The sequence below is a fragment of the Prauserella rugosa genome, from assembly GCF_000719975.1.
GTDB classification, from domain to species: domain Bacteria; phylum Actinomycetota; class Actinomycetes; order Mycobacteriales; family Pseudonocardiaceae; genus Prauserella; species Prauserella rugosa.
Genome location: NZ_JOIJ01000007.1, coordinates 12853 through 36212, shown reverse-complemented (window position 1 = coordinate 36212; position 23360 = coordinate 12853). Strand labels below are relative to the sequence as shown.

Annotated in this window: 25 protein-coding genes and 1 tRNA gene; 10 read left to right on the top strand and 16 right to left on the bottom strand. The window is 70.2% G+C overall.

The features are described from left to right. Positions 1-268: 268 nt before the first annotated feature. From IF64_RS27120 to IF64_RS0111645, 3 genes are all read right to left on the bottom strand, one after another. Positions 269-353 (bottom strand) — tRNA-Ser (locus IF64_RS27120). A gap of 48 nt (positions 354-401) precedes the next feature. Further along, the gene (locus IF64_RS0111650) at positions 402-878 is read right to left on the bottom strand and encodes a nucleoside deaminase (protein ID WP_030532089.1); all 477 of its coding nucleotides are present in this window, start codon (positions 876-878) and stop codon (positions 402-404) included. Then, positions 875-1357 (bottom strand): tRNA adenosine deaminase-associated protein, encoded by a 483-nt coding sequence (locus IF64_RS0111645; protein WP_030532088.1) that lies wholly within the window; start codon positions 1355-1357, stop codon positions 875-877. Before IF64_RS0111645 ends, IF64_RS0111650 begins: the two co-directional genes overlap by 4 nt. Positions 1358-1463: 106 nt before the next feature. Here IF64_RS0111645 and IF64_RS0111640 point away from each other — a divergent pair, with 106 nt between their 5' ends. Beyond that, positions 1464-2693: a M20 metallopeptidase family protein gene (locus IF64_RS0111640; RefSeq protein WP_030532087.1), complete on the top strand. Its 1230-nt coding sequence runs from the start codon at positions 1464-1466 to the stop codon at positions 2691-2693. Positions 2694-2790: 97 nt separating this feature from the next. Continuing rightward, positions 2791-3789 carry a prephenate dehydrogenase gene (locus IF64_RS0111635; RefSeq protein WP_030532086.1) on the top strand — a complete coding sequence of 333 codons (999 nt, stop codon included), beginning with the start codon at positions 2791-2793 and terminating at the stop codon, positions 3787-3789. A gap of 32 nt (positions 3790-3821) precedes the next feature. On the opposite strand, the gene IF64_RS0111630 is transcribed toward IF64_RS0111635, so the two are convergent. The 5 genes from IF64_RS0111630 to IF64_RS0111610 all read right to left on the bottom strand — a co-directional run bounded on the left by IF64_RS0111630 (position 3822) and on the right by IF64_RS0111610 (position 8140). After that, entirely contained in the window at positions 3822-4085 is a 264-nt protein-coding gene (locus IF64_RS0111630) for an antitoxin (protein ID WP_030532085.1), read from the bottom strand. Positions 4086-4149: 64 nt separating this feature from the next. Further along, on the bottom strand, positions 4150-6111 hold the full coding sequence (locus IF64_RS0111625; protein ID WP_030532084.1) for an FUSC family protein: 1962 nt from the start codon (positions 6109-6111) through the stop codon (positions 4150-4152). A gap of 49 nt (positions 6112-6160) precedes the next feature. Continuing rightward, positions 6161-6352, bottom strand: coding sequence for a hypothetical protein (locus IF64_RS0111620; protein ID WP_030532083.1), 192 nt, complete (start codon positions 6350-6352; stop codon positions 6161-6163). After that, positions 6349-6963 (bottom strand): RNA polymerase sigma factor, encoded by a 615-nt coding sequence (locus IF64_RS0111615; RefSeq protein WP_030532082.1) that lies wholly within the window; start codon positions 6961-6963, stop codon positions 6349-6351. Before IF64_RS0111615 ends, IF64_RS0111620 begins: the two co-directional genes overlap by 4 nt. Before the next feature lie 640 nt (positions 6964-7603). Beyond that, the gene (locus tag IF64_RS0111610) at positions 7604-8140 is read right to left on the bottom strand and encodes a GbsR/MarR family transcriptional regulator (protein ID WP_084705806.1); all 537 of its coding nucleotides are present in this window, start codon (positions 8138-8140) and stop codon (positions 7604-7606) included. Between the two features lie 113 nt (positions 8141-8253). On the opposite strand from IF64_RS0111610, the gene IF64_RS0111605 reads away from it, so the two are divergent. Both IF64_RS0111605 and IF64_RS0111600 read left to right on the top strand, forming a co-directional pair. Further along, positions 8254-9210: an ABC transporter ATP-binding protein gene (locus IF64_RS0111605; RefSeq protein WP_051757753.1), complete on the top strand. Its 957-nt coding sequence runs from the start codon at positions 8254-8256 to the stop codon at positions 9208-9210. Further along, positions 9207-10838: an ABC transporter permease gene (locus IF64_RS0111600; protein ID WP_030532079.1), complete on the top strand. Its 1632-nt coding sequence runs from the start codon at positions 9207-9209 to the stop codon at positions 10836-10838. The genes IF64_RS0111605 and IF64_RS0111600 overlap by 4 nt, the downstream gene beginning before the upstream one ends. 105 nt (positions 10839-10943) lie before the next feature. Here IF64_RS0111600 and IF64_RS26035 read toward each other — a convergent pair whose 3' ends face one another. Continuing rightward, positions 10944-11894, bottom strand: coding sequence for a hypothetical protein (locus tag IF64_RS26035; protein ID WP_051757751.1), 951 nt, complete (start codon positions 11892-11894; stop codon positions 10944-10946). Positions 11895-11988: 94 nt separating this feature from the next. Here IF64_RS26035 and IF64_RS26540 point away from each other — a divergent pair, with 94 nt between their 5' ends. The 3 genes from IF64_RS26540 (at position 11989) to IF64_RS0111575 (ending at position 14414) form a co-directional block, all read left to right on the top strand. After that, positions 11989-12255: a glutaredoxin family protein gene (locus IF64_RS26540; protein ID WP_030532078.1), complete on the top strand. Its 267-nt coding sequence runs from the start codon at positions 11989-11991 to the stop codon at positions 12253-12255. Between the two features lie 106 nt (positions 12256-12361). Beyond that, entirely contained in the window at positions 12362-12832 is a 471-nt protein-coding gene (locus IF64_RS0111580) for a Fur family transcriptional regulator (protein WP_030532077.1), read from the top strand. Between the two features lie 55 nt (positions 12833-12887). After that, a complete protein-coding gene (locus IF64_RS0111575; protein WP_030532076.1) occupies positions 12888-14414 on the top strand; it encodes a catalase in 1527 nt (508 codons plus the stop codon). Between the two features lie 85 nt (positions 14415-14499). Here the strand turns inward: IF64_RS0111575 and catC are convergent, their stop codons facing one another. Further along, positions 14500-14775, bottom strand: a complete 276-nt coding sequence (gene catC / locus IF64_RS0111570) for a muconolactone Delta-isomerase (protein ID WP_030532075.1) — start codon at positions 14773-14775, stop codon at positions 14500-14502. 122 nt (positions 14776-14897) lie between these two features. On the opposite strand from catC, the gene IF64_RS0111565 reads away from it, so the two are divergent. After that, the gene (locus IF64_RS0111565) at positions 14898-15692 is read left to right on the top strand and encodes an IclR family transcriptional regulator domain-containing protein (RefSeq protein WP_246134797.1); all 795 of its coding nucleotides are present in this window, start codon (positions 14898-14900) and stop codon (positions 15690-15692) included. Between the two features lie 12 nt (positions 15693-15704). Here the strand turns inward: IF64_RS0111565 and IF64_RS0111560 are convergent, their stop codons facing one another. Next, the gene (locus IF64_RS0111560; RefSeq protein WP_030532073.1) at positions 15705-16154 is read right to left on the bottom strand and encodes a nitroreductase/quinone reductase family protein; all 450 of its coding nucleotides are present in this window, start codon (positions 16152-16154) and stop codon (positions 15705-15707) included. Positions 16155-16295: 141 nt separating this feature from the next. On the opposite strand from IF64_RS0111560, the gene IF64_RS0111555 reads away from it, so the two are divergent. Further along, complete coding sequence (locus tag IF64_RS0111555; RefSeq protein ID WP_048807598.1) at positions 16296-16991, top strand: TetR/AcrR family transcriptional regulator; 696 nt, start codon at positions 16296-16298, stop codon at positions 16989-16991. Here the strand turns inward: IF64_RS0111555 and IF64_RS0111550 are convergent. From IF64_RS0111550 to IF64_RS0111540, 3 genes are read right to left on the bottom strand one after another with little or no spacing between them, the layout of a single operon-like run. Further along, positions 16984-17586, bottom strand: coding sequence for a LutC/YkgG family protein (locus IF64_RS0111550; RefSeq protein ID WP_030532071.1), 603 nt, complete (start codon positions 17584-17586; stop codon positions 16984-16986). The two genes, IF64_RS0111555 and IF64_RS0111550, sit on opposite strands and share 8 nt — an antisense overlap. Beyond that, a complete protein-coding gene (locus IF64_RS0111545) occupies positions 17579-19000 on the bottom strand; it encodes a LutB/LldF family L-lactate oxidation iron-sulfur protein (RefSeq protein WP_030532070.1) in 1422 nt (473 codons plus the stop codon). Before IF64_RS0111545 ends, IF64_RS0111550 begins: the two co-directional genes overlap by 8 nt. Continuing rightward, entirely contained in the window at positions 18982-19713 is a 732-nt protein-coding gene (locus IF64_RS0111540) for a (Fe-S)-binding protein (protein WP_030532069.1), read from the bottom strand. Before IF64_RS0111540 ends, IF64_RS0111545 begins: the two co-directional genes overlap by 19 nt. Positions 19714-19990: 277 nt before the next feature. Between IF64_RS0111540 and IF64_RS0111535 the strand changes: the two genes are divergently transcribed. After that, positions 19991-20803 (top strand): nitroreductase/quinone reductase family protein, encoded by an 813-nt coding sequence (locus tag IF64_RS0111535; RefSeq protein ID WP_030532068.1) that lies wholly within the window; start codon positions 19991-19993, stop codon positions 20801-20803. On the opposite strand, the gene IF64_RS0111530 is transcribed toward IF64_RS0111535, so the two are convergent. After that, complete coding sequence (locus tag IF64_RS0111530) at positions 20780-21463, bottom strand: class I SAM-dependent methyltransferase (RefSeq protein ID WP_051757809.1); 684 nt, start codon at positions 21461-21463, stop codon at positions 20780-20782. The genes IF64_RS0111535 and IF64_RS0111530 overlap by 24 nt on opposite strands. Positions 21464-21556: 93 nt before the next feature. After that, entirely contained in the window at positions 21557-22870 is a 1314-nt protein-coding gene (gene nhaA / locus IF64_RS0111525; protein WP_030532066.1) for a Na+/H+ antiporter NhaA, read from the bottom strand. Positions 22871-23360 lie beyond the last annotated feature (490 nt).

Below are 23360 nucleotides of genomic sequence, written 5' to 3'. Positions count from 1 at the left end.
GTCGGCTCACTCCGCCGATCGGGGGTGGCGGCCGGTCACCGAGCCGCCGTTTCGTCCCAGTGCCGATCGCACCGCGTGAGCCAACGCCGCAACCCCGCCGCGGGCGCTCGAGGCCGGCACCGTCGTCCAGTCGAAGTAGTCACGCCACAGCACGATCGGACCGTCGGCGGCCCCCACACGCCGACTCCGGCGCACGACTGCGAGAACGACTCCGAGAACGGCGAAGGGGCGGGTGCTCGGTCTCGAACACCCGCCCCTTCGGCACGAGCGGTAGCGGTGGGATTCGAACCCACGGAGGCTCTCACCTCACGCGATTTCGAGTCGCGCTCCTTCGGCCGCTCGGACACGCTACCGCTAAATAGGTTACTCGACGCCCCTTCGCCGATCGCACGGGGTCCGCCTCAGCCGGGATCGACCCGGTGCGCTGCGAAGAACTCGTCGAGCAGCTCCGCGCACTCGTGCTCGAGCACTCCGCCGATCACCTCGGGGCGGTGGTTCAACCTCCGGTCCCGCACCACGTCCCACAACGAGCCGACCGCCCCGGTCCGCGGTTCCCACGCGCCGAACACCACCCGCGCGACACGGGCCAGCACGAGCGCACCCGCACACATCGTGCAGGGTTCGACCGTCACGGCGAGGGTGCAGCCTGCGAGGCGCCAACCGTCGCCGTACTCCGCGGCCGCGGCCCGCAACGCCAGCACCTCTGCGTGCGCGGTCGGGTCGCCGAGGTGCTCACGCGCGTTGTGCGCGCCCGCGAGCACCCGGCCGTCGGGGGCGAACACGACGGCCCCGATGGGCACGTCGCGCGTGCCACGCGCCCGCCGCGCGTACCCGAGCGCCTCCCGGACCGCGGACTCGTCGGCCGCCGCCGGGTTCACAGCTCGTCGAGGGCCTTGTTGAACGCCTCGCCGAACCCGCACCGCTGCGCGATCATGCCCAGCTGCTCGTCCGGGTACAGCTCGGTCTCACCCGCGATGACCTCGAGTTCCGGCGCGGGCATCCCGAGGTCGGCGAGGATCTCCAGGTCGCCTTCCGGCCAGATCGTGTCGTCGTCCTCGTCGGGCGGGTCGACGCGCAGCAGGTCGAGCACGTCGGCGGCGATGTCGTAGTCCAGCGCCGCGGCCGCGTCCGACACCAGCAACTGCGCACCGCCCGGCGTCGGGCGCACGATGACGAAGAACTCGTCGTCCACCGCCAGCATCCCGAACACCGCGCCCGTCGAACGCAGCTTGCGCAGCTCCGTGATGGCCGCGTCGAGTTCGGCGAGCGCGGCCTGCTCCAGCGCGCTGCATCGCCACTGACCGTCCTCGCGCACCACGGCCATTGCGAATCCCGTGATCGACTCGTCCACCGGCATGGGCCCACCGTATACCCGCGTGACCATCGGTGACGGCTCGAAAGCGGCCTGTCGGTTCTCCCGCACCGCACGCGGGCCCGCCGGCCGACGTGCCAGGATCGATCACATGACCGGACCCGAACAGCTTCCCTCCCTTCCCGACCTGGTGCTTCCGCAGCTCGCGGACGAGGCGCGGGCCCTGCAGCCGGACACGGTCGCGCTGCGCAGGCGGCTGCACCGGCAGCCCGAGATCGGCCTCCACCTGCCGCGGACGCAGGAGCTGGTGCTGGAGGCGATCAAGGACCTGCCTCTCGAGGTCACCACGGGAACGACGTCGACGTCGGTGACCGCGGTGCTGCGCGGAGCCAAGCCGGGCCCTGCCGTTCTCCTGCGCGGCGACATGGACGCGCTGCCGGTGACCGAGGAGTCCGGAGAGGAGTTCGCCTCCGAGTCCGACGGCACGATGCACGCCTGCGGTCACGACACCCACGTCGCGATGCTGGCCTCGGCGGCTCGGCTGCTGTCCCGGCACGTCGACGACCTGGCCGGCTCGGTGGTGTTCATGTTCCAGCCCGGCGAGGAAGGTCAGCACGGCGCGCGGCACATGATCCACGAGGGTGTGCTCGACGCGGCGGGCGAGCGGGTGGAACACGCGTTCGGCGTGCACATCTACCCGACGCTGCCGAGCGGAAGGGTCCACACCAGGCCGGGCCCGCTGATGGCCTCGGTCGACGACTTCCACGTGCGCGTCGTCGGCAAGGGCGGACACGGATCCGTACCCGAGGCCGCCTGCGATCCGATCCCCGCGGCCGCGGCCATGGTCGGTGCGCTGCACACGATGACGGGACGGCGGTTCGCCGCGACCGAGCCCGTGGTGCTGTCGGTGACGCACATGGAGGCGGGCACGACGACGAACATCATCCCGGAGACGGCGTTCCTCGAGGGCACGATGCGCACGCTGTCCGATGCGGCCCGGTCGAAGGTGCGCGCCGAGATGGAGTCGGTGTGCGAGAGCATCGCCGCGGCCTACGGCTGCCGCGCGCAGATCGACCTCACTCCCGGCTATCCGACCACCGTCAACGACGCCGACGAGGCCGCACGGGTGCTGGAGCTGGCCTCGACGGTCCTCGGACCCGACAACGCCGCGCTGCTGCCGGAGCCGATCATGGGCGGGGAGGACTTCTCCTACGTCCTGCAGCGCGTCCCCGGCGCGTTCGCGCTGCTCGGCGCGTGCCCGCCCGACGTCGACCCCGCACAGGCGCCTGCCAACCACTCCAACCGCGTCCGCCACCACGAGGACGCGATGGCGCACGGGGTCGCCATGCACGCCGCCTACGCGCTGTCGCTGCTGCGCTGACGTCGGCTGCTGCTGCCTTGGCGCCTGCGCAGCCGTCCGCTGTGCGCCGGGGCATTGCGCCGCCGGAGCGTTTCAGCCTGCGCCCCGGAGTGCGAGGATGTGTGCCGTGCGTGACGTGTGCGTGATCGGGTTGGGACTCATCGGCGGATCGGTGCTGCGCGCCGCGTCCTCGGCAGGCCGAAGGGTGTGGGGCGCGTCGGCATCGCAGGAGGACGTCGACGCCGCCGTGGCCGACGGGTTCGACGCGAGCACCGACGTCGCCGGGGCGCTGACCCGCGCGGCCGACGGCGACGCGCTGGTGGTGCTCGCGGTGCCGCTCACCGCGGTCGACGACGTGCTCCGGCTGGTCGCAGCCCACGCGCCGAACTGCCTGCTCACGGACGTGACCAGCGTCAAGGGTCCGGTGCTGGACTCGGTCACCCGGCTGGCGCCCGACGCGCGCTACGCAGGTGGACATCCGATGGCGGGCACGGCCGAGTCCGGTTGGAAGGCCGCGACAGCGACGCTGTTCCAGGGTGCGACGTGGGTCGTCTGCGCCGAGGAGGACGAAGGCGGGAGCGACGGCGAACCGGACCTCACCGCGTGGCGGGAGGCCGCGGCGCTGGCCCTCGACGCAGGCGCGCGGGTGGTGCCACTGCCCGCACTCGCCCACGACGGCGCCGTCGCCAGGACGTCGCATCTGCCGCACCTGCTGGCCGCCGTGCTGGCCAACGTGGCCTCCGTCGGCGGTCCGCTCGCGGGTGCACTCGCCGCCGGGTCGTTCCGTGACGGAACCCGGGTCGCCGGCACCCGTCCCGAGCTGGTGCGCGCGATGACCGAGGGCAACCGTGCCGCGCTGCTGCCGGTCCTCGACGAGGCGCTCGGCCTGCTGGGCGCGGCACGTGGCTCGCTGGCGTCGACCGGTGGGCTCAAGGCCACCATCGACGCGGGGCACGACGCGCTGGTCTCGCTCACCGAGCAACAGGGCGCCCCGCGCACGCCGGTCACGCTCGATCTGCGCGCTCCCGACGCCCGCGAAGGTCTCCTCTCGTTCGGTCAGCGGGGAGGATGGTTCACCGCGCTCGACGGCGACATCCTCCACGGCGAGGTGGCCTGAGCAGGCACACCTCGCCCTGCGAGGTCACCGCCTCACTGGCCGGACGGACCCGAAGGACCGGACGGACCCGAGGGGCCGGAGGGCCCGGACTGGCCACCCTGCTCACCGGACTCGCCGGTCTGCTTGTGCAGCGCGTCCTTGGCCTTCTTCGTCACATCGTCGATCTTGTCGGCCTTGTCGCCGAACTTGGACTTGGCGAAACCGCTCGCCTTGTCCAGGCCCTGCTCGACCTTGTCACTGTTCTTGCTCAGCGTGTCCTGAGCCTTCTTCTTGATGTCATCGAAGTTGATGCCCATGTGACCAATGCACCAGCATCGGCGCTCCAGCGCAAACCCTGATGAGGCACCGGAGACCGAATAGTCACCTTCTGCGCCGGAATGTGAACTTCGAACGGGTGAAGTCCGGTCCGCGCACCGCGTCGAACGCCGTGTCCAGCTGGTCGGCGACACCGGCGAGCTGCTCGGTGTCGGGCAGGTCGACGTCCACCGGATCACGCTGGTCACGCACCGCCGAGGCCAGTTCGGCCAGTGCCGCGGTGACGAGGCGGACGTCCGATGCGGCGGGCCGGTCGGCGCCGTGCGAGAGCCCCACGACGGCGGCGGTCACCGCATCCGTCACCTGTTCGAGCGCCACGATGGCGGGCCACCACGCCGCGGCCTGTCTGCCCGCGGGCGACGGTTCGACGACGAGCTGCTGGAACGCGGTACGCAGATCGGCCAGTCCGCGGTAGGCCTGCCGCCTGCACCGCGAGCGCTCCATGCGGTCGGCGTCGGGGCCGAGGCTCACCTCGACGTACCTGGCCACGGTGTCGGCGACGTCGGCCAGCCTGCCCCCGACCCGCGGGCGCCTGCTGCCCGGCCACAGCAGGTACCCGAACACGAGCACGATGGCGCAGCCGGCGACCGTGTCGGTGAGCCGGGCCAGCACGACGCCCCAGTCGCCGCCGATCGTGAGGTCCATCTGCAGGATGATCAGGGGCGTCACGAAGGCGCTGAGGATGCCGTAGTTGCGCACTTTGCCGATCACGAGGCCCGCGGCCAGCACGGCCACGAGGGCGATCAACACCGGTCCGTGACCGTGTGCGCCGAGTCCGAGGATCGCCGCCCCGATACCGACGCCGACCACCGTTCCCACGCCCCTGAGCACGGCACGGCCGAACACCGAGCCGAAATCCGGCTTCAGCACCAGGCCGACGGTGAGGGTGAGCCAGTACGGGTTGTCGAGGGGAACGGTCAGCCGGACCAGCTCGGCGATGGCGACACACAGGGTGAGCCGCGCCGCGGCGATCCACGTGAGCGGACCGGAGGCCAGCGATTCGACCCAGTCGCGGACCTTCTGCAACCACGGCACCCGGTCCCTGCGGCTGCGTTCCTCCTCGGTGTTGATCTTCGTCAACGCGTGGTACAGCGCCGCGGTCGTCGAGTCGGCGGGGTCGGCCGGATCGTCCCGGCCACCGTCCCCACCACGGGGAGGCGCGGGCAACGGCGCGTCGGCCAGCACCGCGGCGGCGAGGTCAGTGAAGTGGGCGATCACGTCCCGCGGGGCGCGTTCGCCCGCGTTGACCATGGCCACGGACGCCTCCACGGCGGGAGTCGTGGCCGAGAGCAGGTTGAGCAGCGTCCGGTACGTGGCGTCGCGCCCGGACAACCACGATCGCGCCGTCAGCAACCGGTCGTAGGCGGTGTTCATCGCGGTGGTCAGTTGCTGCCGCGCCGCGAGCGAGGTCGCCTCGTCCTGAGCCGAGTGCATCGCGGCCAACTCGATGTAGACCTGCGCCACGGCCTGACGTTCCGGCGAGGTCGCGTGCACCGTCCACCCGGACAACGCCAGGAGCAGTCCCCAGAGTCCGCCGGTGACGACACAGGCCACCGCCACGGCCACGTCCGTACCCGCCTCGGCCTGCCCGGTGCCGAGCGTGACGAACACGAACAGCTGCAGCGCGGCGAACGAGGCGTTGTTGCCACCGGTGCTGACGAGCGCCGACACCGCGGCCACGAGCACCACCGTCGGATGCGACAGCCACGGGTCCGTCCCCGTCACCAGACCGAGGGCGAAGCCGAACACCGCGGCACACACCGTGATCCCGAGTCGCTTCGCCCGGTACGCGTACGGACCCGAGCCGTCGCCCATCACGGTCGGCAGCACACCCGCGGACACGAGCGCGCCGATCGCCGGTTCACCTGCGAGGTAGCCGATCGCGATCGGCGCGGTGAACCCCACCACGGCCCGCAACACCCTGCTCCACGGAACGGGAGCCGGGTCGGTGCGCAACAGGTGCACCAGCCAACGTGGCGCGGGCAGATCGGCTCGGGGCGGACTCACGCCCCCATCTTGACCCATCGCCGCCTCGGGTCACGAGTACCGAAAACGATCAGTACCGGAAGATCGGCGGGTCGGCCACGTCGTGATGGGCGCCGTGCGCGCCGTCGAGCGTGGTCTGGACCCGTTCGACGAGCCCGTCCGGCATGCGATCGAGGTCGAGGACGAGGCGGCGCAGCTCGGCAGCCAGGGACAGATCGGGATCGGTGAACAGTCCGGCGCATCCGTGGACACAACGGTTCATGCCTGCCCCTCCGTCGGATCGGGCCGGGACGCCGACAGCAGCTCCCGCATCCGCGCGAGGCACCGGCTCCTCGTGGGACCGATGCTGCCGTGCGGCATGCCGAGTGCGTCCGCGACGTAGCGGTACTCGGCCTTGCCCGCGAGCACCGTCAGGCGGAGCAGTTCCTGGCAGCGCGTCGACAGTCCACGGAACGCGCGCCACAGACTGCGGTCGCGTTCGGCACGCAGCACCACGTCCTCGGGCGGCGGATGCGCTCCGGCCGCCGCGTCGGCGACGTCGTCGGTCAGCGTGAGCGCTTCGGCACGCCTGCCCGCGCGAAGAGCCTCCCTGCGCGTCGTGGTGATCAGCCAGGCCGCGAGCGCACGCGGTTCGCCCACCTCGCCGATCCGCCGCAGCAACGTGAGCCACACCGTCTGCACGACGTCCTCGGCGGCGTGCGCGTCGAGCCCGTTGCCGCGCGCGACGTGCCACACCAGTGGGCTCAGTTCGGCCACCAGCCGGTTCATCGCCCTGCGATCACCGGCGCGCGCCGCGGTCAGACACGCGGCGTGCAGGTCATGACCTTCGAGCCCCTCCCAGGGCATGCCGCCTGACCCGGTGGATTCAGCCATGGGATTCCCCCCTCCCGAACGGTGCCGATCGGCTCCGTCGGGCCGGCGAGGCGCGGACACGCCGACCGCCGGCCCGAACGCCGCCGAGCGCGCCCCCTCGCACGCGTCCGCAGTATCGCCGGTCTACCGGCGGTGGAGTCGACGGGTCCAGACCATTGGCCGCGTCACCCGTTCGCCCCAGCGGACGTCGGGTACCGGTGCGGTCGTCCTCTCCGAACCGCGCCGGCCCCGGCGCCCGATTCCCCGCCGACGGCTACGAATGGCCGGCACCCCCAGCGGCCGCGCGGTGCACGACGGCCGGCCAGCCGTGGTTCTCGGCGGGAACACCTCTCCGACTGCCGGCACGCCTCCTCGGTTCCCTCGATCGGGCGGTGATCTGGACCCGATTCGCGCCTCGTCCCGGGCCAGTCGCCTCGTCCGGGAAGGGCAGGCCGAACGGCGCAATCGAAGAGCGCGATCGAGCGGCACCGCCGGTCAGTTGTGCCGATCGCTGTCGCCGGGCGGTGGTGGCCGACGGCCCCCTCGGCTGCCGGCCACCACCTTCGAGCAGTGCCCGATACCTCACAGGAGACGGCTGAGCCGCACCAGATACATGCGGACCACTACTTTTCCCGCCGAATCTCCGATTCGGGTGATCCGTTCAGTCCTGCGCTCTGCGCAGGGTCTCCCACCGTTCGAACAGCTTCGGGATCTCGACCGCGAGGTAGTCGAGGAAGTCGGCCATGTAGCTGAGCCGCTTACCAGCCGGCGTGTCCTCGCCGAGCGCGCGCACGCCTTCGAGGGTGGCGTCGCGCCACATCGCGATCATGCGCTCGCGTTTGAGCATCGACGCGAACCAGAAGTCGTCGTAGACGCGGTAGTGATCGCGCCGCGCACCGGGCGCGCGTTCCTTGGCGATGAGTCCCATCTGCTCGAGGTACTTGACGGCCCCGGAGACCGCGGCGGGACTCACCGAGAGCCGCTCCGCAACCTCCGCAGCCGTCATCTCCCCCTCGTCCGAGGTCTGCAGCACCGCGAACACGCGCGCGGGCATCCGCGGAAGGCCGATCTGATTCAGCGTCAGGCCGAGGCTCTCGACGTACTTGGCGACGGCGTCCTCGTCCCGGCCTGTTCCGTCCTGCGCCGTGTCCTGCCCGTCAACCGATTCCCTGCCCGACTCACCGACCACGGCGTTCATCCTTCCTCACCACGGCCACTCCTCTCGCACCGCAACCGATGATCACATGCCACATCAGGATCATGAATTTTTGATTGTTCACAACTTCGTGAAATCAGTGTAGCTTCGTCGGCATGACACACAACGTCGCGAGCAGTTCCCCTCGACGCGGCACACCCGCCGACGACGCGGTGAACGTCACCGGGCTGCGGAAGACCTTCGGCCGGACCACGGCACTGGACGGTCTCGACCTGCACGTCGCTACCGGCGAGGTCCACGGGTTCCTCGGCCCCAACGGATCCGGCAAATCGACGACGATCCGCGTGCTGCTCGGCCTCCTGCGCGCCGACGCGGGGGACGTCCACCTGCTCGGCGGCGATCCCTGGCGCCAGGCCGCGACGCTGCACCGCCGGCTCGCCTACGTGCCCGGTGACGTCAACCTGTGGCCGAATCTGTCTGGCGGCGAGGTCATCGACCTGCTCGGCAGGCTGCGCGGTGGACTCGACACCCGCAGGCGGACAGAACTGGTCGAACGTTTCGAACTCGACCCGACGAAGAAGGGCCGCACGTATTCGAAGGGCAACCGGCAGAAGGTCGCACTCGTGGCCGCGCTGGCCTCCGACGTCGAGCTGCTGATCCTGGACGAGCCGACGTCGGGACTGGACCCGCTGATGGAGGCGGTGTTCCAGCAGACCATCCGGGAGGCCCGCGACGCGGGCCGTACCGTGCTGCTCTCGTCGCACATCCTCGCCGAGGTCGAAGCGCTGTGCGACAGGGTGAGCATCATCCGGGCCGGGCGCACGGTGGAGACCGGGACGCTCGACGACCTGCGTCACCTCACGCGCACGTCCATCTCGGCCGAACTCGCCGGGCACCCGAACGGCTTGGCGAGCCTTCCGCACGTGCACGACCTCCGGGTGGACGGCAACACGGTGCGGTTCGACGTCGACACCGACGCGCTCGACGAAGCACTGCGCAGACTCACCGACATCGGGGTGCGCAGCCTGACGAGCACGCCGCCGACGTTGGAGGAGCTGTTCCTGCGCCACTACACCGACGAACTGCCGGTGGCAGCGGGGGCGGCATCATGACCGCCACCGTGACCACCGCGGCGCCCCGGGTACGGGCGGGTTCACTGGCGGGCACCCGAGCGCTGGTCCGGCTCGCCGCCCGCCGCGACCGCATCGTGCTGCCGGTGTGGGCGGTCGTCATCGGGGTGCTCGCCGCCTCGGGCGGCAGCGCCTACGAGGCGCTGTACCCGAACGCGGCCGAGCGCGCCGCACTGAGCTCGAGTGTCGGGGCGAACCCGTCGTTCGCGATCATCTTCGGTCCGGCCTACAACCTCGAGACCGCGGGCGGGTTCACCGTCTGGCGTTTCGGCACGATCGCGGCGTTGCTGACGTCGTTGGTCGCGGCCTTCACCGTCACCAGGCACACCCGCCAGGAGGAGGACACGGGCAGGCAGGAGCTGCTGTCGTCGACGGTCGTCGGCCGGTACGCGCCCCTGACCGCCGGCATCGCCACCGCCGGTGGGTTCAGCGTGCTGACCGGTGTCCTGCTCGCGGCCATGACCGCGGGCATCGGTGCCGAGCCCGCCGGATCGGTGGCGTTCGGCGCCGCGGTCGCCCTGTGCGGGCTCGTGTTCACCGGCGTGGCTGCCGTGACCGCGCAGCTCGCCGAGTACTCCCGCACCGCGAACACCCTGGCCGGGGCCACACTCGGCGTGCTGTTCCTGATCCGCGCCGCGGGGGACACGTCGGACATGGAGTGGCTGTCGTGGCTGTCGCCGCTCGGCTGGGTGCATCGGGTGCGCGCGTTCGCCGGTGAGGAGTGGGCGGTGCTCGCTCTGCCCCTCGCGGCCACGGCCGTGCTGTGCGCTGTGGCGTACACCCTGCTGCCGCGGCGCGACGTCGGCATGAGCCTCATCCCCGGCAGGCCGGGTCCGTCCGCGGCGACTCCCGGCCTACGGACCTCCCTGGCGCTGTCGTGGCGCCTGCACCGCGGCGCGCTGCTGGGCTGGATCGTGGGCTTCGCGGTCATGGGCGGGCTGTTCGGTTCGCTCGCCTCCGGCGTGTCCGACATCGTGGGCGACAGCGCGGAAATGGAGCGCATCCTGCAGCAGATGGGCGGCGCACAGGGCATCGAGGACGCCTTCCTGGCCACGATGGCAGGCATGATCGCGATGATCGGTGCGCTGTACGCCGTGCAGGCCACGCTGCGCATGCGCGCGGAGGAGACGGCGCTGCGTGTCGAGCCGTTGCTCTCCGGCGGCGTGGGCAGGCTGCGCTGGCTCGGCGGGCACCTGCTGTTCGTCTTCGCAGGCACGGCGGTCGTGCTCGCGGTCGCGGCGGCCCTGCTCGCGTTGGGGTACGGACTGCGCTCCGGTGACGTGGCCGGGGAATGGCCACGCGTGTTCGGCGCGGTGCTGGCCCAACTGCCCGCGATGTGGGTCGTCGCCGGTGCGGCCGCCGCGTTGTTCGGTCTGGTGCCGAACGCGTCGGTGGCGGCGTGGGGAGTGGCGGCGGCCTTCATTCTGATCAGCATGTTCGGCCCGATCCTCGAACTGCCACAGGCGGTGCTGAACCTCTCGCCGTTCGGGCACGTGCCCCAGCTGCCGAACGCCGAGTTCACGATGACGCCGATGGTGTGGCTGACGGTCGTGGCCGCGGCCCTCGCGGTGCTGGGCGCGACGGCGTTCCGCAGGCGCGACATCGGGTGACCCTGCCCGCGGGGGCGGTGCAGGAGCCGGGGGAAGGCGGTCGGGCGGGCCACATTCGGGGCCGGCCCGCTCGACCGCCGCACCGCGGCGAGCCGGACTCCTCCGTCAGGAGTCCTGTTCGGACAGTTCCGTTTCCACGTCGCTCACCTCACGATCGGCCGCCTCGAACTCCTTACGCGCGTCGGCGGCCCGCCGCCGGGCCTGCGCTTCGGCAGCCTCGGCCTCCCGGAGTTCGGTGACCGCCGCGTTCCGGCGCTGCCTCGCCTCGTCGAGTCGCACCCGGAGCCGTCGCTGCTGCTCTCGCTGCTGTTGTCGCTGCCGTTCTTCTCGGCGCTGTTTCTCTCGGTACTCTTTCGCTCGTTTCTGTTCCTCTCGCCGCTCTTCCTCTTGTTGCTCTTCCTCTTGTTCCTGTTCCTCGCGGAGACGCTGCTCCTGCCGGCGCTGTTCGTCCGGTTGTCGCTTCTGCTGCTGCCGCTTCTCGTCGCGGCGCTGTTCCGGCTTCCGGTCGGACTTGCCACGTTCCTTCGCACGGGAGCCGGACTCGGTGTCGACCGTTCCTCCCGACGCGGGGGCCGAAGCGAACCACGCGGCCATGTCGTCGTCCCCGATCCCGGTCCCGGGATGCAGGGCTGTCACGAGTTGTCCACGTGCGACCTCCTCGGCGGTGTCCGGATCGGCGACCGCGGCGTCGAGCGTCTCGCGTACCTCGCGCGCCACCGTGTCACTCGCCCCGTCGGTCACCATTGTGGACAGTTCATCCACAAGCCGGCCGCGCTGTGGAGAAAGTTCTCGAATGCGCACGCCGTCGAGGTCGCGGTGTGCTTGCCTGAGCGCGTCCCCGAGATCACGTAGCTCGCGCACGCGGTCGGGCTGCTCGCGGACGAACCGGTTCACCAGTGCCGCCGCGGCGGTCGGTTTGCACAGCTTCCGAATCCGCGCGGCCAGATCGCGGTCCTCGGTGGCACGAGCGCGGGCGTCGCGTTCGCGTACGAACTCGTCCCGGTCGACCGCGTACAACTCCGCGGCCACCGAGTCCAACGCGGCGTCGACGTCCATGTCGTTCAGGATGCCGGGCCGCCGCGCACCGACGCAGGTCGACGTGTGTCACATCGGGGCCAAGCGGTGCGATGGGCGACGTACCGTCGACACCGTGGCGAATGACGAGATCGAGTTCTACTGGCGACCCGGCTGCCCCTTCTGCATGATGCTGGAGGCCCAGCTGGACGCGACGAACCTGCCGGTACGCAAGATCAACATCTGGGAAACCGACGGCGCCGCCGACCGGGTCAAGGCCGCCGCGGACGGCAACGAGACGGTGCCGACCGTGTTCGTCGGCGAGCGCTCGCTGGTCAACCCCAGCATGACCGAGCTCATGGACGCCGTCCGCGCCGAGGCGCCGCAACTCCTCGACAACTGACAGCCCCAGCACCCCCGGAGCTCCGCCTACGCCGAACGGGTGTAACCCGGGCATGGGTGTGGGGCGTGCGGTTTGACGGGGTACAGATCGGGGTAGTTCGCGTGCGATGGATGCAGGTTCACCGTCGGACGTCGCGGAGCTGCTTCGCTCGGCCGGGTTGCGGGTCACCGGCCCACGCCGACGCGTACTCAACTGGCTCGAACACCACCCGCACTCCACCGCGGACGCCGTATGGGCGGGTGTCCGCGGTCAGCCGGCTTCGGTGTCGCGCCAGGCGATCTACGACGTCCTGCGCGCCTGCGAGGAGGCCGGTCTGGTGCGTTCCATCCAGCCGGCGGGACACGCGGCCCGCTACGAACGGCGCGTGCACGACAACCATCACCACCTCGTCTGCCAGTCATGCGGGCGGACGGAAGACGTCGACTGCGCCGTCGGCGCGTCACCGTGTCTGACTCCGAGCGATTACCACGGCTTCGACATCGCCGAGGCCGAGGTCATGTTCTGGGGCCTGTGTCCCGCGTGCCGCAGGAGGCAGCGGGACGAATCGGAACTCCAGCACACCGCGTCCGGCGGTTGACCCGGAGCCTTCCGACGGTGTCCGCGGCGGCGCGACGAGGAGGATCGAGACGAACATGGCCGCACCCACCAACAACCGCCCCGCCACCACCACCGATTCCGGCGCCCCCGTCGAAAGCGACGAACATTCGCTCACCGTGGGCGCAGGCGGGCCGATCCTGCTGCAGGACGCCTACCTGATCGAGCAGATGGCCCAGTTCAACCGCGAACGCATCCCGGAGCGGCAACCGCACGCCAAGGGCAGCGGCGCGTTCGGGCGTTTCGAGGTCACGAACGACGTCAGCCAGTACACGAAGGCCGCCGTGTTCCAGCCGGGCGCGAAGACCGAGATGATGGCGCGGTTCTCGACCGTCGCGGGTGAGCGCGGCAGCCCGGACACGTGGCGTGACCCGCGCGGGTTCGCGCTGAAGTTCTACACGTCGCAGGGCAACTACGACATGGTCGGCAACAACACGCCGGTCTTCTTCGTCAAGGATCCGATGAAGTTCCAGCACTTCATCCGGTCGCAGAAGCGCCGCGCCGACAACAACCTGCGCGACCACGACATGCAGTGGGACTTCTGGACGCTCTCGCCGGAGTCGGCGCACCAGGTGACGTGGCTGATGGGCGACCGCGGTATCCCGCGCACGTGGCGGCACATGAACGGCTATACGTCCCACACGTACATGTGGATCAACGACAAGGGCCAGGAGTTCTGGGTCAAGTACCACTTCAAGACCGATCAGGGCATCGAGTGCTTCACCCAGCACGAGGCCGACCAGATGGCCGCCGCGGACACCGATTACCACACGCGCGACCTGTTCGAGCACATCGCGGCGGGCGACTATCCGAGTTGGACACTGTACGTGCAGATCATGCCGTACGAGGACGCGAAGACCTACCGGTTCAACCCGTTCGACCTGACGAAGGTGTGGCCGCACGGCGACTACCCGCTCATCGAGGTCGGCCGCATGACGCTGGACCGCAACCCCACGGACAACCACGCCGAGATCGAGCAGGCCGCGTTCCAGCCGAACAACCTCGTGCCCGGTATCGGCCCGAGCCCCGACCGGATGCTGTTGGCGCGCCTGTTCTCCTACGCCGACGCCCACCGCGCGCGGATCGGCGTGAACTACCAGCAGATTCCGGTGAACGCTCCGGTCGTGCCGCTCCAGTCGTACTCGAAGGACGGCACGATGGCGTACCGCAAGGTGACCGATCCGGTGTACGCACCGAACTCGAAGGGCGGCCCCGCCGCGGACTCCGAGCGGAACACACCGCCGACGTGGCACGCGGACGGGGAGATCACGCGCGCGGCCTACGTGTCGCACGCGGAGGACGACGACTGGTCACAGCCGGGCACCCTGGTGCGTGAGGTCATGGACGACGCGGCGCGCGACCGGCTCGTCGACAACGTCGTGGGCCACCTGCTCAACGGCGTCACCGAACCGGTGCTGGAGCGCGCGTTCGAGTACTGGAAGAACATCGACCCGACCGTCGGCAAGCGCATCGAGGACGGCGTGCGCGCCAAACAGGACGAGAAGGACCCGAAGGCCGAGCAGCAGGCCAATCCCGCGCGGAGCAGCATGCAGCAGAAGGCCTGAGCCGGCCCTCCGGTATCGCGTCCGAATCCACCGGGCACGGATCTCCCTCGCGGAGGTCCGTGCCCGGTTTCGTGTGCAGGGCGGGTCAGATCGCGGACGGATGCCGCGTGAGGGCCTTCACCGTGATGTCCATGTAGGGGAACAGCGGCAGGTTCGACAGGATCTCGTGCAGCTCGTCGCCGGAGGCGACGTCGAACACCGAGACGTTGGAGTACTGGCCGACGACCCGCCACAGGTGCCGCCAGGTCCCCGCCCGCTGCAACTCCTGCGACATGGCCTTCTCGTCGGCCTTGAGCTTCGCGGCCGCGTCGGGGTCCATGTCGGGCGGCAGATTCACCTGCATTTCCACGTGGAAGAGCATCGGCTTCCCTCCTGCTCGCAGATCGGCGGAACTTGACACCTTCGCCAGGCGATCGCACAGTACCTAGCAGTCGGATAGCGAACAACCGTTACGCAATGCGTACACACGTGAGGAGCCTCCCCGTGGTGAAGGCGCCCGAGGACAAGGACTACGTGCAGTCGCTCGAACGCGGTCTGAGCGTGATCCTCGCGTTCTCCGACCACGGCCCGCGGATGACGCTGGCACGGGTCGCGCAGGTCACGGGCCTGTCGCGCCCCACGGTCCGCCGCGTGATGCTGACCCTGGAACGCCTCGGTTACGTCCGCACCGACGGCCGGGACTTCTCACTGACGCCGCGCGTACTGGCGCTCGGCCACGCCTACCTGTCGTCGTTGAACCTGACCCAGGTGGCACAGCCGTTCATGGAGAACGTCACGAAGGTCACCGGCCACACGTGCTCGCTCTCGGTACTTGACGGCGAGGACGCCGTGTTCGTCACCCGTGTTCCGTCCCGGCAGGTCATGCGCCACACCCTGACGACGGGGACTCGCCTGCCCGCCTACGCGACGTCGATGGGCCGGGTGCTGCTGGCCGGCCTTCCCGACCACGAGGTCGAGGACTTCCTCGCCAAGGCGCCGTTCCCCCGCCTGACCACGCACACGAAGGTGACGGCCGACGAGCTGGCCTCGGCGCTGACGACCACCCGCGCCCGCGGGTGGGCCCTCGTGGACCAGGAGTTCGAGGAGGGCGTGCGGTCGTTCTCGGCACCGGTGCGGGACGCCCACGGTGCGACGATCGCGTCACTGAGCATGTCGGTGCCGGCCAGCGAACTGAGCGTCGACGAGATCCACCGTGAGGTCCTGCCCGTGGTCGTCGAGGCCGCCGCCGAGATCGGCAAACAGCTCGGCGACCCGGCCTCCAGACCGTCCAGGCCCTGACGACCGCACTGTTCAGGCGGGCTCGATGCGGAACACGGGGATCCCCGGAGCGGCCGCACGCAACTCGTCCTCCGACGACCTGGCGTTGATCCCGTCGAAGAACGCGCCCACCTCCCACGCCCAGCGTGCGAGGTAGGCACGCACCACCGGCGATTTGTCGACATCGGCCAGTTCCGTCGCCCGGAACCCCTCGACCCGCCTGCCCACGCGGAGGGTGCCCGCGCCCGCGGCCCTCAGATTGCGCACCCACTGGGTGTGCCCGCGCGCGGCGACGAGGTAGCGCTCACCGTCGATCGTCAGCACGTTGACCGGTACCGATCGCCACTGCCCGCTGGTCCGCCCGCGCACCGACAGCACCCGGCTTCCCCACAGACTCACGCCCAGCTTCGTCATCCGTGCCACGACGGCGTTGAACCACACCGCCGACCTGCTCGGTTCGAGGTATCGCGCCTGTTGATCCATCATCCACACCCTTCGGGAGACCACCGAACTGATTCGAGAGCACTGCTCTCTGTTCCTTCAGAGTGCCCTTCCGAGCGCCGAAAAGCAAGAGCACTGCTCTCGATTTGGTGCGGCGATCACTTCGATGTCAGGATGCCGGACATGCCCGCCCATCGAACCGCGCGCGAACGCGCCCGAGCCGAACTCACCGTGGCGATCAAGGAGGAGGCGCGCATACAGCTGGCCGACCGGGGCGCAGGCGGCCTGTCCCTCCGCGCGGTCGCCCGCGAGCTGGGCATGGTCTCGTCGGCGATCTACCGCTACTTCCCGAGCCGCGACCACCTGCTCACCGCGCTCATCCTCGACGCCTACACGGCACTGGCCGACGCGCTGGACGCAGCCGTGCAGACGGCAGGCGAAGCCACGTTCGCCGACCGCTGGCGGGCCGCCGCCCACGCCATGCGCGACTGGGCACACGCCCATCCGCACGAGTACGCGCTCCTGTACGGCACGCCCGTGCCCGGATATCAGGCGCCGCGCGACACGGTCGGCCCTGCCGGCCGCGTCCCGGGTGCGTTCCTCGGGATCGTCGCCGATGCGTGGCGGGCGGGCACCCTCGACCCGCCGGATCCGTCCCCCGTCTCGGCACCACACACCCAGGTTCGGCAGATCATCGACGCCCTCGAGCTACCCGACCTGCCCGACGACGCCGTCGTCGCGGCGATCGATGCGTGGACGCAGTTGTTCGGCGCGATCGCGCTGGAGATCAACGGCCAGTTCGTCGGCTCGTTCGACCCGGCCGACGACTACGTCGCCCACGCGGTCGAACTCCAGGTGCACCTCGTTGGACTCAGCTGACGAGCAGCACCTCGAGCGTCCGCGGGCCGTGCACCCCTTCGACGCGGTCGAGCTCGATGTCGCTCGTCGCGGAGGGGCCGCTGACGAAGGTGAGCGGCCGCGTCGGTTCGAGCGCCGCGACCGCCTCGGGCACGGCGCCCACCACCTGGTCGGCGTGCACCACGCACAGGTGGTAGTCGGGTACGAGTGTCAGCATGCGCCTGCCCTGCGCGTGACCCGCGTCGAGCACGATCGTCCCGGTCTCGGCGATCGCCAGCGCGCATCCGGTCAGCACCCCGTCGGCGGAGTCCAGTTCGGACAGCGGAAGCGGCGGTTCGTCGGGCAACCACTCGACTCCCGGTACGCGCCAGGCGGCGGGTACGTCCGCGGGCACGACGATCCGGCCGCGGCCGTCGAGGTGTTCGCCGATCCGGTACGGCAACTCGTGGGCGGCCACGCGGTGCACGCGCGCGCGGTAGTCGGTGATCCGTTCGTCGAGCAGTGCGACGACGTCCTCGTAACCGCGTTCGCGGTCGTAGTCGCGCACGGTCTCGGGCGCGGGCGGGCGCGGAACGCTCCGGATCCGGCCCAGAATCTCCTCACGAGCGCTAGCCACGATTGCGCCTCCACCACGCCCGGAACGACTCCTTCGGCACCGCGGGCACATCACGCGTGTCCGTCCACTTCGAACCCGGCCACGGCAGCGACGAGATGGTGCCGCCGCGCGCGATGAACCGGCTCAGCGACCCCGCCTTCTGTGCGGCCTCGTAGCGCCTGCGGTCGCGGAACATCCACGCCGCCGCCGACATCGCCGCGGCCTCGCCGGTGCGTTTGCCCTTGGCCTCCACGACCTCGCCACGCAGGTGCGTGAGCACCTCCGGGATGTTGATCCGCACCGGGCAGACCTCGTAACAGGCGCCGCACAGCGACGAGGCGTACGGCAGCGAGGCCGCCTGCGGATCACTGAGATCGCCGCCGAGCTGCGGAGCCAGGATCGCGCCGATCGGACCCGGGTACACCGAGCCGTAGGCCTGGCCGCCGGTGCGCTCGTACACCGGGCAGACGTTGAGGCAGGCCGAACAGCGGATGCAGCGCAGCGCCTGCCTGCCGACCTCGTCGGCCAGCGTCGCCGTCCTGCCGTTGTCGAGCAGCACGAGGTGGAACTTCTGCGGACCGTCGCCCGGCGTCACGCCCGACCAGATCGAGGTGTACGGGTTCATCCGCTCGGCCGTGGACGAGCGGGGCAGCAGTTGGAGGAACACCTCGAGGTCCTGCCAACTGGGCAGCACCTTCTCGATGCCCATCACCGTGATCAGCGTTTCCGGCAATGTCAGGCACATGCGGCCGTTGCCCTCCGACTCGACGACCACAATCGACCCGGTGTCGGCGACGCCAAAGTTGGCACCCGAGATCGCGACCTTCGCGGAGAGGAACTTCCGGCGCAGGTACCGGCGCGCCGCCTCGGCCAGCGCACGCGGATCGTCCGACGTCGGCGGCTCGGGCATCTTCGCGAAGATCTCCTTGATCTCCGCCCGGTTCCGGTGGATCGCGGGAACGAGGATGTGCGAGGGACGGTCGTCGCCGAGCTGGACGATCACCTCGGCCAGATCCGTTTCGACGGCGTGGATCCCGCCGGCTTCCAGTGCCTCGTTGAGCCCGATCTCGGCCGTGGCCATCGACTTGACCTTGACGACCTCGTCGGCGCCCTCCTGGCGAGCGAGGTCGAGGACGATGCGGTTGGCCTCGTCGGCGTCGCGCGCCCAGTGCACGACCCCGCCGCGCGCCGTCACCGCGGCCTCGAGGCGTTCCAGATGCAAGTCCAGATCGGCCAGCACGTCGTCCTTGATGGACTCACCCGCGCGCCGCAGTCGTTCCCAGTCGTCGAGTTCGCCCACGGCGGCCGCACGTTTCGTGCGGATGGTCGTCGTGGCCTTCCTGAGGTTGCCGCGCAGCTGCGTGTCGGTGAGCGAGGCACGGGCCGCATCCGGGAACGTCGGACTGCCGAGCCAGGTCACGGGGTTGCGGCCCACGGTTCCTCCTCCGTACTCGCCAGGATCTCCGCCAGGTGCACGGCCCGGACACCGGCCTGCAGCCGCGACAGTCCGCCGCCGATGTGCATCAGACACGAGTTGTCGCCCGCCGACACGACCTCGGCTCCGGTGTCCTGGACGCAGCGCATCTTGTCGGCGAGCATCGCCGTCGACGTCTCGGCGTTCTTCAACGCGAACGTCCCACCGAAACCGCAGCACTGCTCGGCCTGCGGCAGTTCGCGAAGGTCCAGACCGGCCACGGCCCGCAGCAGGCGCAGCGGCTTGTCCCCGACCCCGAGCATCCGCAGCGAGTGGCACGTCGGGTGGTAGGTGACGCGGTGGGGGAAGTAGGCGCCGACGTCGGTCACGCCCAGCACGTCGACGAGGAACTCGCTCAGCTCGTAGGTGCGCTCGACGGCGGGCGAGGTGCCGCACAGCCCCGGATGGATCTCGCGCACCATGCCCGCACACGAACCGGACGGCGCGACCACATAGTCGTAGCCGCCGAACACCGACGCGTAGGCCTCCGCCATGGGGCGGGCGTGCTCGCGGTAGCCGGTGTTGAAGTGCATCTGCCCGCAGCAGGTCTGATCGAGCGGGAAGTCGACATCGCAACCCAGCCGTTCCAGCAGCCGCACGAGCGCCTTGCCGGTGTTCGGATACAGCGTGTCGGTGAGGCAGGTCATGAACAGTGCGACGCGCGGTCCGCTCATCCCGGAACCGCCCCACTTCCGTCCTCAGTGGACTTCCGTGTCCCGTATCCGATCACCACGGCCCCGAGCTTACGACGCCGCAGGCTCACACGCGAGCGTTGACCACGGCGAACCGGGCGCGCTAGCGTCGGCCTCGTGACTGCCGGGTCGGCCGCGTCGCGCGGCCATTCACGAGAGCGGTTCCCGGCCTCCGCGTGACCGCGCGGCGGGCCCGAAGCCCGCCTCAGCGCACTGTATTTCCGCAGGTCAGAAACACCACCTACCGAAAGCAGTGCGCATGAACGATGTCCAGAAGTCTGTCATCGAGCAGTTCCGTGCCCAGCGTGGACGGGTCGGCGGCCCGTTCGAGGGCGCGCGGTTGTTGCTGCTCACCACCACCGGCGCCCGCACCGGGCGGACCCACACCACGCCGCTGGGCTACCTGCCCGACGGCGGGCGCGTCCTCGTCATCGGCTCGGCGGGCGGAGCCGACTCGCATCCCGACTGGTTCCACAACGTGCTGGCCGACCCGAACGTCACCGTCGAGGACGGCGCCTTCACGTATGCCGCGACCGCCACCGTGCTGGAGGGCGAGGAACGGGACGCCGCGTTCGCCCGCGCGGTCGAGGCCGACCCCGGCTGGGACGAGTACCAGCGGGCAACCGACCGGACGCTCCCGGTCGTCGCGCTCGACCCGGTGGGCGGTCCGCCCGCCGGGTCGATCACCGAGCTGCTGGTCGGCGTGCACGAGGCCTTCCGCGCCGAACTGCACCGCATCCGGACCGAACTCGATTCCTCCGGATCGCTGTTGGGGGCGCAGCTGCGGATCAACTGCCTCACGCTGTGCCAGGGCCTGCACCAGCACCACGTCGGCGAGGACACCGGCCTGTTCCCCGCGATCGCCGAACGCCATCCCGGCAGCTCGTCCGTGTTGGAGCGGCTGAAGGCCGACCACGAGCGGATCGCCGACACCACCGAACGGCTCCGGGCCGCGGCGCACGCACAGTCCCGCGACGTCGCCCGCGCCGAACTCGTCCGGCTCACCACGGAGCTGGAGCGGCATCTCGACGACGAGGAGGAGTGGCTGTTACCCCTGCTGGCCGGTTGGTGACGTCTCTGACGTCTCTGACGTCTCCGAGGCGGCGGACCGGTCCGGCGTCACCGCGACGAGGCGTTCCACCACACCCGCGAAGCCGAACCGCTCGTGTTCGACGACCTCGAACCCGTGGCCACCGAGCCGCTCGTACGGCCTGCGCAGAAAGTGCTCACCGGCCTGGCGGACCGTCACGGCCTCGAGTAGACGTTGCGCCAGCCGCACGAACCGGGACGTCGCCGCGACGTGGTCGACCAGCACCAGCCTGCCGCCAGGACGCAGCACCCTGGCCATCTCACCGAGCGCGGCGTCCTCGTCGGGGATCGCGCACAGCCCGAACGTGCACACGGCCGTGTCGAACGAGGCGTCGGCGAACGGCAGGTCGTCCGCACCGGCCTGGCGCAGCTCGACGGCCGTGCCCAGCTCGGCGGCCCGGGTACGTGCCCGTTCCAACATGCCCGCGGAGATGTCGACACCCGTCAACCGGGTTCCGTGCGGGTACCACGGCAGGTTGAGGCCGGTACCGACGGCTACCTCGACCACCTCTCCGCGGGCACGCGAGGCCGCCCAGGCCCGCGAGTCGGCGAACAGCCTGCGTTCCCAGAGCGCCATCTGCCGGTCGTAGTCGCCGGAATGCTTGTCCCAGTAGCGCTGCCATCGGGCGTTGTCGCTCGTCACGCCCCCAGTGTGCCCCCGTGCACACGAACGCGGCGGCGGTGCGATGATCCGCACCGCCGCCGCGTCGGTTCACATCACGCGGACTCGTCGCGCTTACGCGGTGTCGTCGCCCTTCGTCTGGTAGACGTCCGGCACGCCGTCGGCGTCCTCGTCGCGGTTCTCCTCTTCGTAGAGCCGCTTGTAAACCCGGTTACGGGTCCTCAGCACCGCCGTGCCGAGCAGCGCCGCGAGCAGCGATCCGGACAGGATCGCGATGCGCACGTGGTCGTCCTCGGGCGTTCCGACACCGAACGCGAGTTCACCGATCAGCAGGCTCACCGTGAACCCGATCCCGCCGAGCATGGCGACACCCACAGCGTCGATCCACGCGATCCCTTCGGCCATGCGGCCTCCGGTGAGCCTCGTGATCAACCAGGTCGCACCGACGATGCCGACGGTCTTTCCGACGACGAGCCCGACCATGACGCCGAGCGACACGGGCTCCTGCCACGACTCAACGAGCCCGGAGAAGCCGCCGACGGTCACGCCAGCCGCCATGAACGCGAACACGGGAACCGCGATCCCTGCCGAGATCGGGCGGAACCGATGCTCGAAGTGTTCCGCGAGACCGGGTCCGGCGTCCTTACCGCCCGCCTTCTCGCTGCGCAGCACCGGTACCACCATGCCGAGCGCGACACCGGCGATCGTGGCGTGCACGCCCGAGGCGTGCACCAGGGCCCACGTCACGGCGGCGAGCGGCAGGAGCAACCACCACGACCGGATGCGTTTCTGCACCAGGAACGTGAAGATGCCCAGCGGGATCAGGGCCGTCACGAGCGGGACGACCGCGAGCTCGTCGGTGAAAAACAGCGCGATGATCAGGATCGCGATGAGGTCGTCGACAACGGCCAGCGTCAGCAGGAACATGCGCAGCGCGGACGGCAGAAAAGGCCCCGCCACGGCCAGGATCGCCACGGCAAACGCGATGTCGGTGGCGGTCGGGATCGCCCAGCCGCCAACCGCGCCCCCGAGGTTGAAGGCGACGTAGATCAGGGCCGGGACGACGACACCGCCGACCGCGGCGACTACCGGGACCATGGCCTTGCGGATGTCACGCAGATCGCCGGCGACGAACTCCCGTTTGAGTTCGAGTCCGACGACGAAGAAGAAGATGGCCAGCAGGCCGTCCGAGGCCCAGTGGGCGACGGTCAGATCGAGATGCAGCGACTCCGGGCCGAACTTGAACGACACCAGCGACTGGTACGACTCCGACCACGGCGAATTCGCCCAGATGAGCGCGAGCACCGCGCCGATGATCAGCAGAGTTCCGCCGACGGTCTCCTTGCGAAGGATGTCCCCGATTCGGCGAGTCTCCGACCACGACCCGCGACCGAACGTCTCGTAGTCGTGGGAAGACGATTGCGACATTCACACTCCAGGGAAGGCAGCGGTCAGGGCCATTGCCGACCAGACTTCCCGGCGCACCTTTGCCCGCCAGGATAGTGGTCACGAACGGGAAGACTAGCCCCTGCGAGCGCCCTCGGCGGCCGTCGAACACGTTCGACTTGACACCACTACCTGCGATTTCGTCCCCGCGCACATCGAGCACCAGCGCCGGCGTGACTGACTGTGACATGTACCTCGATGATCACTTACCGGCCGTGTTCATCGACGCATCGTACCGGGGTGGTCACGCTCCGCCGCAACGATCGACTCCGCGGAAGCGCCCCGGCCGGGCGCGGGCACGAAAAAACCCGGGGCGCCGGTGTCGTTCACGGCGCCCCGGGGTTCCTGGGGACGGGAGAGGTTTGGGGCGCCGGCCCTCGCTGGGGGTCCAAGGGCCGGCGCGTGCGGGCCCCTCTGGGGGAGGGAGGGGACCGCACGTAGAGGGAACGGCTCAGTGCGCCCGCGATGACGC

Coding starts and splice junctions, on each gene's coding strand:
- IF64_RS0111645 (WP_030532088.1), bottom strand. CDS start 1,357: ATGCCGGTGGACGAGTCGATCACGGGATTCGCAATGGCCGTGGTGCGC.
- IF64_RS0111640 (WP_030532087.1), top strand. CDS start 1,464: ATGACCGGACCCGAACAGCTTCCCTCCCTTCCCGACCTGGTGCTTCCG.
- IF64_RS0111635 (WP_030532086.1), top strand. CDS start 2,791: ATGTGTGCCGTGCGTGACGTGTGCGTGATCGGGTTGGGACTCATCGGC.
- IF64_RS0111630 (WP_030532085.1), bottom strand. CDS start 4,085: ATGGGCATCAACTTCGATGACATCAAGAAGAAGGCTCAGGACACGCTG.
- IF64_RS0111620 (WP_030532083.1), bottom strand. CDS start 6,352: ATGAACCGTTGTGTCCACGGATGCGCCGGACTGTTCACCGATCCCGAT.
- IF64_RS0111615 (WP_030532082.1), bottom strand. CDS start 6,963: ATGGCTGAATCCACCGGGTCAGGCGGCATGCCCTGGGAGGGGCTCGAA.
- IF64_RS0111610 (WP_084705806.1), bottom strand. CDS start 8,140: ATGAACGCCGTGGTCGGTGAGTCGGGCAGGGAATCGGTTGACGGGCAG.
- IF64_RS0111605 (WP_051757753.1), top strand. CDS start 8,254: ATGACACACAACGTCGCGAGCAGTTCCCCTCGACGCGGCACACCCGCC.
- IF64_RS0111600 (WP_030532079.1), top strand. CDS start 9,207: ATGACCGCCACCGTGACCACCGCGGCGCCCCGGGTACGGGCGGGTTCA.
- IF64_RS26035 (WP_051757751.1), bottom strand. CDS start 11,894: ATGGACGTCGACGCCGCGTTGGACTCGGTGGCCGCGGAGTTGTACGCG.
- IF64_RS0111580 (WP_030532077.1), top strand. CDS start 12,362: ATGGATGCAGGTTCACCGTCGGACGTCGCGGAGCTGCTTCGCTCGGCC.
- IF64_RS0111575 (WP_030532076.1), top strand. CDS start 12,888: ATGGCCGCACCCACCAACAACCGCCCCGCCACCACCACCGATTCCGGC.
- catC (WP_030532075.1), bottom strand. CDS start 14,775: ATGCTCTTCCACGTGGAAATGCAGGTGAATCTGCCGCCCGACATGGAC.
- IF64_RS0111560 (WP_030532073.1), bottom strand. CDS start 16,154: ATGGATCAACAGGCGCGATACCTCGAACCGAGCAGGTCGGCGGTGTGG.
- IF64_RS0111555 (WP_048807598.1), top strand. CDS start 16,296: ATGCCCGCCCATCGAACCGCGCGCGAACGCGCCCGAGCCGAACTCACC.
- IF64_RS0111540 (WP_030532069.1), bottom strand. CDS start 19,713: ATGAGCGGACCGCGCGTCGCACTGTTCATGACCTGCCTCACCGACACG.
- IF64_RS0111535 (WP_030532068.1), top strand. CDS start 19,991: ATGAACGATGTCCAGAAGTCTGTCATCGAGCAGTTCCGTGCCCAGCGT.
- nhaA (WP_030532066.1), bottom strand. CDS start 22,870: ATGTCGCAATCGTCTTCCCACGACTACGAGACGTTCGGTCGCGGGTCG.